The sequence below is a fragment of the Streptomyces sp. NPDC059850 genome (assembly GCF_042731515.1).
Taxonomy (GTDB): domain Bacteria; phylum Actinomycetota; class Actinomycetes; order Streptomycetales; family Streptomycetaceae; genus Streptomyces.
On record NZ_JBHWJI010000080.1, the window covers coordinates 1 to 12640 of the forward strand.

At 71.0% G+C, this 12640-nt stretch carries 11 protein-coding genes; 4 read left to right on the forward strand and 7 right to left on the reverse strand.

What is annotated here, in order from left to right; all coding sequences use genetic code 11:
* Nucleotides 1-76: 76 nt before the first annotated feature.
* From ACFV9T_RS38960 to ACFV9T_RS38970, 3 genes are all read right to left on the reverse strand, one after another.
* The gene (locus tag ACFV9T_RS38960) at nucleotides 77-1453 is read right to left on the reverse strand and encodes a DUF2993 domain-containing protein (RefSeq protein ID WP_385447555.1); all 1377 of its coding nucleotides are present in this window, start codon (nucleotides 1451-1453) and stop codon (nucleotides 77-79) included.
* Nucleotides 1454-1572: 119 nt separating this feature from the next.
* Nucleotides 1573-1833 carry an RNA recognition motif domain-containing protein gene (locus ACFV9T_RS38965; RefSeq protein ID WP_385447558.1) on the reverse strand — a complete coding sequence of 87 codons (261 nt, stop codon included), beginning with the start codon at nucleotides 1831-1833 and terminating at the stop codon, nucleotides 1573-1575.
* Nucleotides 1834-1986: 153 nt separating this feature from the next.
* On the reverse strand, nucleotides 1987-3114 hold the full coding sequence (locus ACFV9T_RS38970; protein WP_385447561.1) for an NADH:flavin oxidoreductase: 1128 nt from the start codon (nucleotides 3112-3114) through the stop codon (nucleotides 1987-1989).
* A 90-nt stretch (nucleotides 3115-3204) separates the two neighbouring features.
* Here ACFV9T_RS38970 and ACFV9T_RS38975 point away from each other — a divergent pair, with 90 nt between their 5' ends.
* Nucleotides 3205-3609, forward strand: a complete 405-nt coding sequence (locus ACFV9T_RS38975; protein ID WP_385447564.1) for a MerR family transcriptional regulator — start codon at nucleotides 3205-3207, stop codon at nucleotides 3607-3609.
* Here the strand turns inward: ACFV9T_RS38975 and ACFV9T_RS38980 are convergent.
* A complete protein-coding gene (locus ACFV9T_RS38980; RefSeq protein ID WP_385447567.1) occupies nucleotides 3569-4021 on the reverse strand; it encodes an Lrp/AsnC family transcriptional regulator in 453 nt (150 codons plus the stop codon). The two genes, ACFV9T_RS38975 and ACFV9T_RS38980, sit on opposite strands and share 41 nt — an antisense overlap.
* A 60-nt stretch (nucleotides 4022-4081) precedes the next feature.
* Here ACFV9T_RS38980 and ACFV9T_RS38985 point away from each other — a divergent pair, with 60 nt between their 5' ends.
* The gene (locus tag ACFV9T_RS38985; protein ID WP_385447570.1) at nucleotides 4082-4873 is read left to right on the forward strand and encodes a thioesterase family protein; all 792 of its coding nucleotides are present in this window, start codon (nucleotides 4082-4084) and stop codon (nucleotides 4871-4873) included.
* A gap of 26 nt (nucleotides 4874-4899) precedes the next feature.
* Here ACFV9T_RS38985 and ACFV9T_RS38990 read toward each other — a convergent pair whose 3' ends face one another.
* Complete coding sequence (locus ACFV9T_RS38990; RefSeq protein ID WP_385447572.1) at nucleotides 4900-7908, reverse strand: NACHT domain-containing protein; 3009 nt, start codon at nucleotides 7906-7908, stop codon at nucleotides 4900-4902.
* A 340-nt stretch (nucleotides 7909-8248) separates the two neighbouring features.
* On the opposite strand from ACFV9T_RS38990, the gene ACFV9T_RS38995 reads away from it, so the two are divergent.
* A complete protein-coding gene (locus tag ACFV9T_RS38995) occupies nucleotides 8249-8857 on the forward strand; it encodes a M23 family metallopeptidase (RefSeq protein WP_385447574.1) in 609 nt (202 codons plus the stop codon).
* Between the two features lie 22 nt (nucleotides 8858-8879).
* On the opposite strand, the gene ACFV9T_RS39000 is transcribed toward ACFV9T_RS38995, so the two are convergent.
* A complete protein-coding gene (locus tag ACFV9T_RS39000; protein WP_385447577.1) occupies nucleotides 8880-9467 on the reverse strand; it encodes a TetR/AcrR family transcriptional regulator in 588 nt (195 codons plus the stop codon).
* Between the two features lie 164 nt (nucleotides 9468-9631).
* Between ACFV9T_RS39000 and ACFV9T_RS39005 the strand changes: the two genes are divergently transcribed.
* A complete protein-coding gene (locus tag ACFV9T_RS39005; RefSeq protein ID WP_385447580.1) occupies nucleotides 9632-11275 on the forward strand; it encodes an MDR family MFS transporter in 1644 nt (547 codons plus the stop codon).
* A gap of 55 nt (nucleotides 11276-11330) precedes the next feature.
* Here the strand turns inward: ACFV9T_RS39005 and cseC are convergent, their stop codons facing one another.
* A complete protein-coding gene (gene cseC / locus ACFV9T_RS39010; RefSeq protein WP_385447583.1) occupies nucleotides 11331-12632 on the reverse strand; it encodes a two-component system sensor histidine kinase CseC in 1302 nt (433 codons plus the stop codon).
* Nucleotides 12633-12640 lie beyond the last annotated feature (8 nt).

The window sequence follows — 12640 nt, forward strand, 5'->3', positions numbered from 1 at the left end:
AGGCGGCCGCGCGCCCGGACATGAAGAAGCGGCCGGTGGCACGTGCCACCGGCCCCCGTCTCAGAGGTCACCGCATTTACGGGCGCTTTCCGAAGCCCATCTGGTTGCCGGTCAGGTCGGCCACGATCCCGTCCGGCTTCACGCCTATGTTCTGGATCTTGATGCCCTTGGCCTTTTCCGGCAGCTGGAAGGAGAGCGACAGCTTTTCCGACAGCTCCGGCAGCTTGTACCTGGTCAGCGCGGAGGCCACCGTCGGATCGATGCCGAGCTTCTTGACCAGCTCGGGGTGCTCGTTCGTCACGTCGACGAGGTTGACCTTCGTCAGGGACGGTACGAACTTCGGCGACCCGGTGATCTTGTCCAGCTGACGGTCGTCCTGGCGCGCCCGCCCGGCCGGTTCGGGAGCGATCCCCAGTCGCTCCGCCACCGACGGCACCGCCAGCAGCGCCCTCGCCTTCGCGGTGTCCTCGCTGATCTGCTTGGCCGCCTTGGGGTGCAGCCGCAGCCCGGCGTTCTTGCCCGGCCGGTAGGTGGCGATCCCGGGGATCTCCAGCCGCATGCCGGTCACCTCGGTGGAGATCCCCCGGTCTCCCTGGCGCTGTATGTGGGCCATCGCGTGCAGCGACACATCCTGCCCGGCGACCGGCAGCTTGCCGTCCGCGCGCACCGAGTTGGGCCCGAACGCCCGGAACCGCACCTGGGAGGCCCCCAGCTCCCGGTCCAGGTCCTCGAAGGCCAGCAGGACGTCGCCCTTCATGCGCTCCACCACGGCGCCCTTGATGGACGTGGGCAGATCGGCGTTCAGCCGGATGTCCTGGGCCTGGACGTTCACTTCGGCGAGTGAGACGCGGTCGGCCGCCACATCGGGCACCGCCACGTCGACCTGCTGCAGCTTCTTGTCCGTCACCTGAGTGAGGAACGGGAAGCCGTGAATGGTCACGTTGGGCGCCGTGGCCAGCTTGAGCTTCTTCTGGAGCGCGGCCTCCGCCTTGCGCTCCACGTACATGACGGCGACCCGGTCGGCCAGCACCGCGATCACCGCGAGCACCAGCACGCCGATGACCAGCTTCGCGGTGAGCGGCACCGCCTTGAAGCGCCCGCGCCCGCGGCCTCGGCGGCGGGCGCGCCGGGAGCGGCCGTGGTCGGGCGGCGACCACGGCTCTCCGTCGGCTCCGCTCGCGCCGTCCTTGCCGGTGGCTCCGGCGCCGCCGAGGTCGGAGGTGTCGTCGTCATCCGGCTTCAGCCCGAGGCCGAGCGGGTCCTCGGGGTCGTACGGATCGGCCAGCTCGGCGAGTTCCTCGTACGGGTTGCTGTACGAGTTGCCCTGCTGCGCGTCGTCCGGCGTGTCGCCGTGCTGCGCGTCGCCGTGCGCCGCGCCGGGCGGGCCGCCCGCTCGGTCGCCGGGGTGGGGATTGTGGGGACGAGGTGAAGATATGCGTGTGGGGGATCGCATCGACCCATACCACCACGCCGCATAGCTCCACCCGCAAGTCCTAGCGGCGATACGTGGCGAACGGCACGCTCACGCGGCTCCGCCGCCGTACCGTCCGCCCGCCGTCCGCGCGGCGTGGTTCACCGTCCGCCGCGTGAAACCGCCCTCGCTTCTGTGACGGTGACGGACCGTCCGTTCATCTCCTGTCCATCCAGCTGGGCCATGGCCTTCTCGGCGTCCATGTCCGCCATTTCCACGAACCCGAACCCGCGTGAGCGCCCGGTGTCCCGGTCGGTGATGACGGTCGCGTCCATCACCGACCCGAACTGCCCGAACAGCTTCTCCAGGTCTTCCCGCGTGGTCTGGTAACTGAGGTTCCCTACGTGCAGCCGCTTCGACATGACCCGCTCTCCCTGCCTGCTCCGGGACGCCGTCAAGGTGGCGCCAATCGGGTCAATCGTCGCAGTGAGGGAGAAAACGGGCCATCGTGATACGGCCGAACCGGTGACCCGGCGGCTCCCGCCGCCGGGTCCCGGCAGGGTCCCGGCTGGGGCTCAGTGCAGCTTCTGGAGCTGGTCGGAGTCGAAGGGAATGAGCGCGTCGGTGTCCCCGCCGAGGACCTTGCGGGCCCACTCCGGGTCGCCGATCAGGGCGCGGCCGACCGCGATGAGGTCGAACTCCTCCCGCTCCAGCCGGTCCAGCAGCGGCTCGATGCCCGCCACCCCGGTCCGGCTCCCCTGGAACGCCGAGGGGTCGAACTGCTTGTCCAGACCGACGGAGCCGACGCTGATGGTGGCCTTGCCGGTGAGCTTCTTGGTCCAGCCCGCGAGGTTCAGGTCCGAGCCCTCGAACTCCGGCACCCAGTACCGGCGGGTGGAGGAGTGGAAGGCGTCCACCCCGGCCTCCGCGAGCGGGGCGAGGACCGCCTCCAGCTCCTGCGGGGTCCCGGCGAGCTTCGCGTCGTAGTTGTTGGCCTTCCACTGCGAGGTGCGGAAGACGATCGGGAAGTCCGGGGATACGGCCTTGCGGCAGGCGGCCACGATCTCGGCGGCGAAGCGGGTACGAGCGACCGGGTCGCCGCCGTAGCCGTCGGTGCGGCGGTTGGTGCGCTCCCACAGGAACTGGTCGATCAGATAGCCGTGGGCACCGTGCAGCTCGACACCGTCGAAGCCGGTGCGCTCCGCGTCCGCCGCGGCCTCGGCGAAGGCGGCGACCGTCGCGTCCAGGTCGTCCTGGGTCATCGCCCGCCCCTTGGGGGTGCCGTCCAGCGCGAGGCCCGACGGGCCGTGCGTGGGGGCGCCGGGCACCGGGCCCGTACCCTCGTCGCGCACCGCTCCGACGTGCCAGATCTGCGGCATGATGCGGCCGCCCGCGGCGTGCACCTCCGCCACTACGTTCTTCCAGCCCGCCAGGGCGTCCTCGCCGTGGAAGCGCGGCACCCGGTCGCTCTCTCCGGCCGAGTCGTGGCCGACGTACGTACCCTCGGTGATGACCAGCCCGACCCCACCGGCCGCCCGGCGCGCGTAGTACCGCGCCACATCCTCACCGGGGACACCGCCCGGCGAGAACTGACGCGTCATCGGCGCCATGGCGATCCGGTTCGGTACGGTGAGCCCGCCCAGGGTGAACGGGCGGGACAGGATCTGGGCCGCGCGGTCGGCGGCAGCGCTGCTGGCAGGCACGTGAAGGCTCCTCGTAGCAGGACGACGTTACGCGGAGCTAAGCTAAAACCTGACGTTGACGTCAGAGGCAAATATCGCAGGGAGGCATGCGTGCGCATCGGTGAACTGGCCGCCAGGGCAGGGGTGAGCGTACGGGCGCTGCGCTACTACGAGGAGCAGCACCTGCTGCACCCCGAGCGCAGCGTCAGCGGGCAGCGGCACTACCCCGAGAGCGCGGCCGACCGCGTGCATCTGATCCAGCAGCTGTTCGCGGCGGGGCTCTCCAGCCGCACCATCGTGCAGCTGATGCCGTGCGTCGACACCGGTGAGGCGACCCCGGCGATGCTGGAACTCCTGCTGGCCGAGCGCGACCGCATCGAGCGCCAGCTCGGCGAGCTGGCCGACGCCCGCGACCGGCTCGAAACCGTCATCGCCTCCACGAAGGTCCGCTCCTGCTCGCACGGGCAGCCCCACCTCACAGGGGCAGCGGCCGGTCCACGACGACATCCTTCATGACGAGGGTGGAGCTGAGGCGCTGCACGCCGGGGAGCGTGGCGAGCCGGTCGTCGTACAGCTCCTGAAAGGCGGGCAGGTCGCGGGTGACGACGCGCAGAAGGTAATCCGGGTCGCCGAACAGCCGTTGCGCCTGCAGCACGTTGGGGATGGCGGCGACGGCCTCTTCGAACGCGGCGACGGTGTCGCGGGACGCGTCGTGCATCGTGATGAAGACCAGGGCGTCGAAGGTGAGCCCGAGGGCGTGGGCGTCGAGGTGCGCGCGGTAGCCGCTGATCGCGCCGGAGCGCTCCAGCGCGCGCAGCCGCCGGTGGCAGGGCGAGAGGCTGAGGCGTACGCGCTCGGCGAGTTCGGTCACGGTGAGCCGCCCGTCCTTCTGCAGCTCGGCAAGGATTTTCCGGTCTACGTCGTCCATGAGGAAGATCCTCCCTCACCTTTACGGTGGTGTCGTCAACACCTGCCCAGGAGGAACCCGTTGGACAGCTACTTCGAGCGCACCGCCGACCACCGCTTCAAGCCCACCCAGCACGTGGGCGGCGCGTGGGCCTCCGACGAACAGCACTTCAGCCCGCTCGGCGGCCTCATCGTCCACGCCATCGACCGCCACGTGGCCGGGCGTCCGGACGCCGGTCTCGTGCTGAGCCGCGTCAGCTTCGACATCCTCGGCCGCCTCGCCCTTGAGGAGTGCGAGATCCGGGTGGAGACGATCCGGCCCGGCCGCACCATCGAACTCCTCGAAGCCACCGTGCGCATAGCGGACCGTCCGGTGGTCCGGGCGCGCGCCTGGCTGCTGACCGCCCTGGACACCGGCGCCGTCGCGGGCGGCGGCGCCGAGCGCCTCACCCCGCCGGACGCGCTCGCGCCCTGGGACATGTCCACCGTCTGGCCCGGCGGGTTCGTCGCCTCCCTGGACGTCCGGCCGCTCGCCGAGCCGCAGCCGGGCCGCGCGACGGTCTGGGCCTCCACCGATGTGGCCCTCGTCGCGGGGGAGACGGCGAGCCCGCTGGCGTCCTTCGTCGCCCTGGTCGACACCGCCAACGGCATCGCCGTGCGCCAGTCGCCCACCGCCTGGATGTTCCCCAATGTCGACCTGACGCTCCACTTCCACCGGCAGCCCGAAGGCCGCTGGACCGGCCTGGACACCACCGTCGCCTTCGGCCCCACCGGCCAGGGCATCACCAGCACTGTCCTGCACGACCTGAGCGGCCCGGTCGGCCACGCCCAGCAGATCCTCACGGTCCGCCCCCAGCCGGGCGAAGCGCCTTGACCAACACCCGCTCCCCGGCCACGCGGTCATGGCGCGACTCCATCGGCCGGTTCGGCGGGGATGCCCACGCGGCGGCGGGGGAGGGGGAGCGGCTGGATCGCCACGCCGGGCAGCTCGTCGTCGCGGACGGCGTGGACGCCCCGGAGCGTGACGGTCTCCAGGTGGCGGAGCGGGCGCAGCGGGGCGAGGTCGACGGCGCGGGCGTCGGGCTTCTGGGCCTCGACGTGGAGATGACGGAGCCCGGGGAAGCACGCGGCCACCCAGCCCAGGGTCAGGTCGCGCCGGTACGAGGTGATGGTGAGCCGGGAGAGCTGGGGCAGCGGACGAGCGGCGGGGATGATTTCCCGGTCGATGAGCCTGAGGTGGTCCAGGGAGGTGAGGCGCGCCAGGTTGGCGTAGTACCCGTAGTTGTGGCGCGAGGCGAGATCCAGCGTGGTCAGCGCCAGGTCCGCCAGCGGAAGCAGGTCCTTGACGCCCACGCATTTGGTCAGGGTGAGCACGCGCAGCCGCGTCAGGTGCCGGAGGCAACCGAGGTCGGACAGCATGACGTTGTCGTCGATCCGGAGGTGGGTCAGGGGGCCCGGGTCGAGGGTGGTGCGCAGCTCGTGCTCGGTGAAGCTGCCGCGCAGGAGCAGCAGCGGGCGGGGCCCGGTGTCCTGGAGCATGCGCAGGTGTTCCAGGGACTCGGCGACGAAGTACAGGCCGCCGGGAGTGAGGTGGGAGATCACCTCGGTGAAGTAGCGCTCGGTGTCGAAGCGCTGCCAGCCCGAGGCGAGCCGGGCGCGGACGGCGAGCGAGGGGTGGACGCGGAACTGGCGCAGGTACGGGATCGCGGCATCGGTCCCGACGACTGACGCCGTGATCACGCAGGCTTCCGCCTCCGCGTCGGAGAGCCCCTCAGGGCCGGGGAGGAGCTGGAGCACGAGCGGGCCGACGTTGGCGAGGTCGCGGGCGGCGCTGGCGCTCCGGGGCGGGATGAGTTCGTCGGCGCGCCGCTTCACCTGGTCCCGTACGTGGGGGTCGAGGTCGGCGGCGTGTTCGAGGCAGGCCGTCGCGAGCAGGTGGAGCCGGGCCCGTACGGCCGGGTGCGCGCTGCCCCGGTCCATGAGCTTGGTGAGCAGTTCGACGCGCTCGCGCGGGCGCGCATGGGCGACCGACATGCGGAAGACGTCTTCCCACTGGGTGTCGTCGGCATGGCTGACCAGCAGCCCCACGTCCCACGCCTCCACGGCCGCCTTCGCGCCCAGGTAGTCCTGGAAGGTGCGGTGGACGAACTCCACGGTGCCCACCGAGGGCTCCCGGAGCAGCCCGCTGCGCAGCAGCAGGTGGTTCAGGATGCGCCGGGCGTCTCCGAGGGCCTGCGCGGCCGGTACGGACGGCAGGGCCTCGGCGACGATGGCCTCGGCCCGGTCGCGGTCGAGTTCGGCCTCGCCGTTGCGGATCAGGTAGTACGCCAGCCGCTGGAGAAGCTGGATCTGCGGTTCCTCGTCGAGCTGGATGTCGCCGGGGGCGTAGACATGGCGTTCGGTGTCGCGCCGGGTCAGCAGCATGGAGAGCGCCGCGTCGTAGAGGGCCTTGCGGCCGGGCGGCAGATAGCCCCGCCGGGCCCGGTGGAGGGCGCAGATGAGGCCGCACATCAGGGGGTTGGTGGCGAGGCGGCTGAGGTCCTGCTTGGTGCGGACGGCCGTATGCAGGGCCGACTGGTACGCGCCGAGGGCGAGGTGCTCGTCCTCCGTACGGCACGTCTGGCGCGCCGCGTCGTGCCAGCGGTCGATGAAGGCGGTCATGTCGTCGCGGCTCATGGGGGACAGCGCGAACTCGCTGAAGTCCTGGGCGGCGAGCCAGTCGTCGGCGACGGCGGAGGGGCGGGAGGTGACGAGCCACAGGTTGCCGGGGTAGGCGATCAGCAGATCGGCCAGCCAGGCGCGGGTGCGCTCCCGGTCGCGTTCGGGGATCTCGTCGATGCCGTCGATCAGCATCAGCCCGCGCCCGGCGGTGAGGACGCGGTCGGCCCAGCCGGACGGCTGGGCCGCGTCCAGGGGGCTGTGGACGGCGGCGAGGAAACGGGCCGGGGAGGGCAGGGCGTCCTGGCGGGCGATGGTGCGCAGCGGGAGGACGAAGGGGACGCGGCCGATCAGCTGCTCCAGCCCGCGCGGCGGTTCCTGCCGGGCGGCGGAGACGGCGAGCCACTGGACCAGGGTGGTCTTGCCGGAGCCCGCGACGCCGCGCAGCAGGACCCGCTCATGGCCGGAGAGCGCCCGGTCGGCGGGGAGGGCGGTGGGCGGGGCGCCGTCGAGGCCGAGCGGGCGTTCGTCGTCCTGGGAGACGGCCTCCAGGCTGAGGTACGCGGCGTCCAGCGGCCAGGCGGCCTCGGCGTGGCTGAGGTCGATGCCGACGATGGTCAGCGTGCCGTGCTTCTTGACCATGTAGTCGGCGTACCGGCGCTCGAACGCGGCGTCCTGCGCGGACTGGGACGGCAGCCGCTCGATCAGGATGTCGATCTTGGTGATCAGCTCGGCGAGCTGCCCGCTCTGTTCGACCAGGGTGCGGGCGACGAACGTCGAGCGCTGGGTGAAGAAGTGCAGGATGTGCAGGCAGGCGGTATCGAGGAGGCTTCGGTAGAGCCGGGACGCGTTCAGCGAGAGGTGGGCGTCGGGAAGCTCGGCCTTGTAGTGGAGATCCTTGGCCAGCACCCGGTGGCCGAACCGCACGGCCTGGACGTCGTCCATGGCCAGATCGCCCAGTGCGGACAGCGACCTGGCCAGCGCGTCGGTCAGCGGCTCGGCCTCATCGGCGGGGATCGGCCGCTCGCCGGGCCCTGTCCCGGCCATGGCCCGTTCGACGAGCTTGGCGGCGAGCTTGCGCAGGTCCTTGTCGGTCAGCGTGCGTTTCTCGCCCCGGAAGGAGACGAGGGAGGAGATACGGACCGGCCGGTCCACCAGCCCGGCGCCCGGCCCCTCCGCTACGAACAGCTTCTTGACGAGCGGTGCGACGGCGCTGGACGCGAGGCGCGCGCCGATGACTGCGGGATCCACGTCCCATTCCCCCCGGGTAGTGGTGGCTCCAGGCTGGTCAGCATAGCGGGGGGGGCGGGACTTTGGTCCCGAAACGGACAATCGGAAGTCCCTGCGAGAGAGGCGGAGATCCCGCCGCACGGTGATATGCGGCACAGCGCCTACGGGGCCTACTACGGGAATTAGGAATAGCGGCGCGGCGGCGAATATACCCAGGTCAGCGGGGGCGGAATTCCCCGCAGGAAAGAGCGCCATCAGCGCGCGAACTACGGAAGTGCTTAGTAGATACGCATCTTGGCCATATCGCGCGAACGGGATACCAAGGGGCGTCGTCTTCACGCATTCCCGGAGGTAGTCCCCTATGGCCCCGCGCGCCACCACCCGTCGTTTTCCGCATTCGTATTCGTCCCTCGCGCGGACCCGCGCCACCGTGATCGCCGTGGGTGTGGGCGCCTCGCTCGCGCTCGGCGCCGGGGTGACGTTCGCCGCGGAGGCGACCGCCCCCAGCGGCCCGGCCCGGGCTGCTCAGGCCGCCGAGGCCAAGAAGGCCGACAAGTGGGAGACCCCGGTCGCGAAGTACACCCTGGGCGCCGCCTTCGGCCTGGCGGGCAACCTGTGGTCGCACAACCACAGCGGCCAGGACTTCGTGGTGCCCACCGGCACCCCGGTGCGCGCCGTGCACACCGGCGTCGTGGTGAAGGCGGGCCCGAACGGTGCCGGTGACGGTCCGGCGTACGGCAACGCCATCGTGATCAAGCACGACAACGACACGTACACGCAGTACGCGCACCTCTCCCGGATCGACGTGCGCATAGGCCAGAGCGTGACCACCGGCCAGAACATCGGGCTGTCCGGCAGCACCGGCAACTCCACCGGCCCGCACCTGCACTTCGAGGTCCGTACGACGCCGGACTACGGCTCGGCCGTGGGGCCGCTGACCTTCCTGCGGGAGCACGGCGTCAAGGTCTGACCGGCGCCGGGCCTTCCCGGCGTCACTGGTCGCCCAGGCGCTCCGCTGGCGCGTGCGCCTGGGTCAGAAGATCGAGGGCGACTTCGAGGACGGCTTGCCGCTTCTCCTCGGGGTCGCCCTCGATCGTCTGCAGCGCGAAGGCCCCCGCGTGCATGCTGAAGAGCGCGGTCGTGCAGCGGACCTGCTCGGTCAGGCCCGCGTCGGGGTCGCGGATGAGGGCGGACATCGCGATCATCCGGTCCTTGAAGACCTGGCCGATGCTCAGCTCGCGCACCGTCGCCTGGTTCTCCTGCATGAAGCGCAGCAGCGGCTCGACGTCGGCCAGGGCGGCGCTGTAGCGGCGCAGCAGCTCCCGCTTGGTCTCCAGGGTGCGCGGCTGCCGCTCGCCCCAGGCGATCAGCTCGTCCAGCGGCTTGCTCAGGTCCTGGAAGAGGCTGAGGACGATGTCTTCCTTGGTCTTGAAGTGGTAGTAGAGCGCCGCCTTGGTGACATCGAGCTGTTCGGCGATCTCGCGCAGCGAAGTCTTCTCGTACCCCTGCTTGGCGAAGAGGTCCAAGGCCACGTCCTGGATGCGCTGACGGGTGTCGCCCCGGCGCGGTGCAGTGCCCAAGATGCTCTCCTGTGGGGATGGGGCCAGCCCTCTGAGCAGGCCGAACAGAACTTACTTGACGCCCGGCTAGTAGACGTCTTACCGTTCCCACTGTACTCAACTAGCCGGGCGGCAAGTAAGTGGCGCGTCACCGGAGATCGTCGTAACCAGGGGGAGTGGAGATCATGTCCCAGAAGAAACCAGAAGGTGAAGTGCCACCCGCTTCCCTGCCCGCACAGGGCGCCGCCCGGCCCGCTCCGGGTACGGAGGGCAAGCAGGGCAAGGAGCCGAAGACCCACAGCACCAGTGTGGTGATCCTCGCCCTCATGATCGCGATGCTGCTCGCGATGCTCGACAACATGATCGTCGGCACCGCGATGCCGACCATCGTCGGCGAGCTGGGCGGCCTTGAGCACCTCTCGTGGGTGGTGACCGCGTACACCCTGGCGACCGCCGCCTCGACCCCCATCTGGGGCAAGCTCGGCGACATGTACGGCCGCAAGGGCATCTTCCTCACCTCCATCGCCCTCTTCCTCGCCGGTTCGGCCCTCTCCGGCATGGCCCAGACGATGGGTCAGCTGATCGGCTTCCGGGCCGTCCAGGGCCTGGGCGCGGGCGGTCTGATGGTCGGCGTGATGGCGATCATCGGTGACCTGGTGCCGCCCCGGGAGCGTGGCCGCTACCAGGGCATGATGGCCGGTGTGATGGCCGTGGCCATGATCGGTGGCCCGCTGGTCGGCGGCACGATCACCGACCACCTCGGCTGGCGCTGGATCTTCTACATCAACATCCCGCTCGGCGCGATCGCCCTGTTCGCGATCAGCGCGGTGCTCCACCTGCCCAAGAAGCGCTTCGAGGGACGGATCGACTACACCGGCGCGGCCCTGCTGACCGTGGGCATCACCGCGCTCGTGCTGCTCACCACCTGGGGCGGCAACGAGTACGCCTGGGGCTCGGTCGAGATCATCGGGCTGGGCGTGGTCGGCGTCCTCGCGCTCGCCGCGTTCCTCTTCGTCGAGAAGCGGGTCGCCGAACCCGTACTGCCGCTGCACATCTTCCGGATCGGCAACTTCTCGCTGGTCACGGTCATCGGCTTCCTCACCGGCTTCGTGATGTTCGGCTCGATGACCTTCCTGCCGCTCTTCCAGCAGACCGTCCAGGGCGCCTCGGCCACCAACTCCGGGCTGCTGCTGCTCCCGATGCTGCTGAGCATGATGGCGGTCTCGCTGGTCGCGGGCCGGGTCACCACCCAGACCGGCAAGTACAAGATCTTCCCGATCCTGGGCGGCTTCCTGATCACCGCGGGCATGTTCCTGCTGGCGCAGATGGACACCGAGACCACCCGCACCACCTCCGGCATCTACATGGCGGTGCTCGGCGCGGGCATGGGCTTCCTCATGCAGACGACGATGCTGATCGCGCAGAACAGCGTCGAGATGAAGGACATGGGCGTCGGCTCCTCCTCCGCCACCCTCTTCCGCACCCTGGGCGGCTCCTTCGGCGTCGCGATCCTGGGCGTCCTGTTCACCAACCAGGTGAACGACACCATGGCCGAGCGGGGCGGCGCGAAGGCGGCGGCCGCCACCTCCGGCAGCGCCCAGCTCGCCCCGGACAGCATCGGGAAGCTGCCCCCGCCCATCAAGGACGCCTACCTCCACGCCGTGGCCAGCGGCGCGCAGCAGGTGTTCCTGTGGGGCGCGGTGATCAGCATCGTCGGCTTCATCGCGGCCTGGTTCATCAAGGAGGTCCCGCTGCGCGCATCCGCCGCCAAGTCCGAGGACGGCGACAAGGCCCCGACCGACGCGGTGCCGGTCGCCGAGACCGTCTGACCCGTAGGACCGCCGAGCCGCCCCGCCCTTCTGCCGAAGGGCGGGGCGGCTCGCGTCAGTCCGGGACCTCGATGACCGGGAAGCTGCCGGTGTTGGTGGGCGCCGACTCCGGCAGCCAGAGCACCGCCACCGCGCCGTCCTTCCCCTCCGCCGCCGGATCCGCGTTACGGAACGTCAGCCGCGCCCCCAGCACCCGGGCCTGGCCCGCGGCGATGGTCAGGCCCAGCCCATGGCCCTGGCCCGCCCGGTCCTTGCTGCCGGTACGGAACCGGCTCGGCCCGTCCTTCAGCAGCGCGTCCGGGAACCCGGGCCCGTGGTCGCGGACCCGCAGCACCCGCCCCTCCACGGTGACCTCGAACGGCGGCTTGCCGTGCCGGGCGGCGTTGGCCAGCAGATTGCCGAGGATGCGCTCCAGACGCCGCGGGTCGGTGGAGACGTAGGCGTCCCGGGACACCACCGTGACCACCGCGTCCGGGGACACCACCCGCACCCGGCGGGTGATGAACTCGGCGAGGTCGATCTCCTGGAGTTCGGCCCGCTCGGCGAAGCCGTCCAGCCGGGCCACCTCCAGCACGTCCTCGACCAGCGTGCGCATCGCCTGCGCCCGGTCCCGTACCAGCTCGGTGGGGCGGCCCGGGGGCAGCAGCTCGGCGGCGGTCAGCAGCCCGGTGACCGGGGTGCGCAGCTCGTGGGCGATGTCGGCGGTGACCCGCCGCTCCGCCTCCAGCCGCTCCTGCAGCGCCTCGGCCATGCCGTCGACCGCGCGCGCCAGGTCGTCGGTCTCGTCGCGCACCCGGCCGCCGATGGCGTCCCGTACCCGCACCTCGGAGTCGCCCTCGGCGAGTTTGCGGGCCGCGGTGGCGGCCTTGCGCAGCCGCCGCGAGAGCTGATCGCCTATCAGCACGCCGAGCGCGATCCCGCCCAGCACCACGGAGACCGAGCCGAGGATCAGCACCCGGTCCAGGTCGTCCAGGACGGCGAAGCGGTCCTGGAAGCGGGTGTGGACGGAGAGCACCTTGCCGTCGCGCAGCGGCACCGACGCCCACACCTCGGGGCTGCCGGTGCCGGAGTCCTCCAGATAGGTGGCGCGCTGCCCGCGCGCCGCGAACTTCCGCAGGTCCTCCGGCAGCCGCTGGTCGTCCAGCTTGGCGCCGAAGCCCAGCACCCTGGACTGCTCGTACCACTTCTGGGCGACCTTGACCCGCTCGTCCATCACCGTGCGGCTGTTGTCCAGCATCGAGACCCGGGCCGCGTTGTGGACGACGAGGCTCAGCGCGACGGCGACCAGCGCGCTCACCGCGGCGATGGCCAGGCTGACCTTCCAGCGCAGTCCGGAGCGGAGCGCGAGTCTCACCATGGTCCGCT

Coding starts and splice junctions, on each gene's coding strand:
- ACFV9T_RS38995 (WP_385447574.1), top strand. CDS start 8,249: ATGGCCCCGCGCGCCACCACCCGTCGTTTTCCGCATTCGTATTCGTCC.
- ACFV9T_RS39005 (WP_385447580.1), top strand. CDS start 9,632: ATGTCCCAGAAGAAACCAGAAGGTGAAGTGCCACCCGCTTCCCTGCCC.
- cseC (WP_385447583.1), bottom strand. CDS start 12,632: ATGGTGAGACTCGCGCTCCGCTCCGGACTGCGCTGGAAGGTCAGCCTG.
- ACFV9T_RS38965 (WP_385447558.1), bottom strand. CDS start 1,833: ATGTCGAAGCGGCTGCACGTAGGGAACCTCAGTTACCAGACCACGCGG.
- ACFV9T_RS38980 (WP_385447567.1), bottom strand. CDS start 4,021: ATGGACGACGTAGACCGGAAAATCCTTGCCGAGCTGCAGAAGGACGGG.
- ACFV9T_RS38960 (WP_385447555.1), bottom strand. CDS start 1,453: ATGCGATCCCCCACACGCATATCTTCACCTCGTCCCCACAATCCCCAC.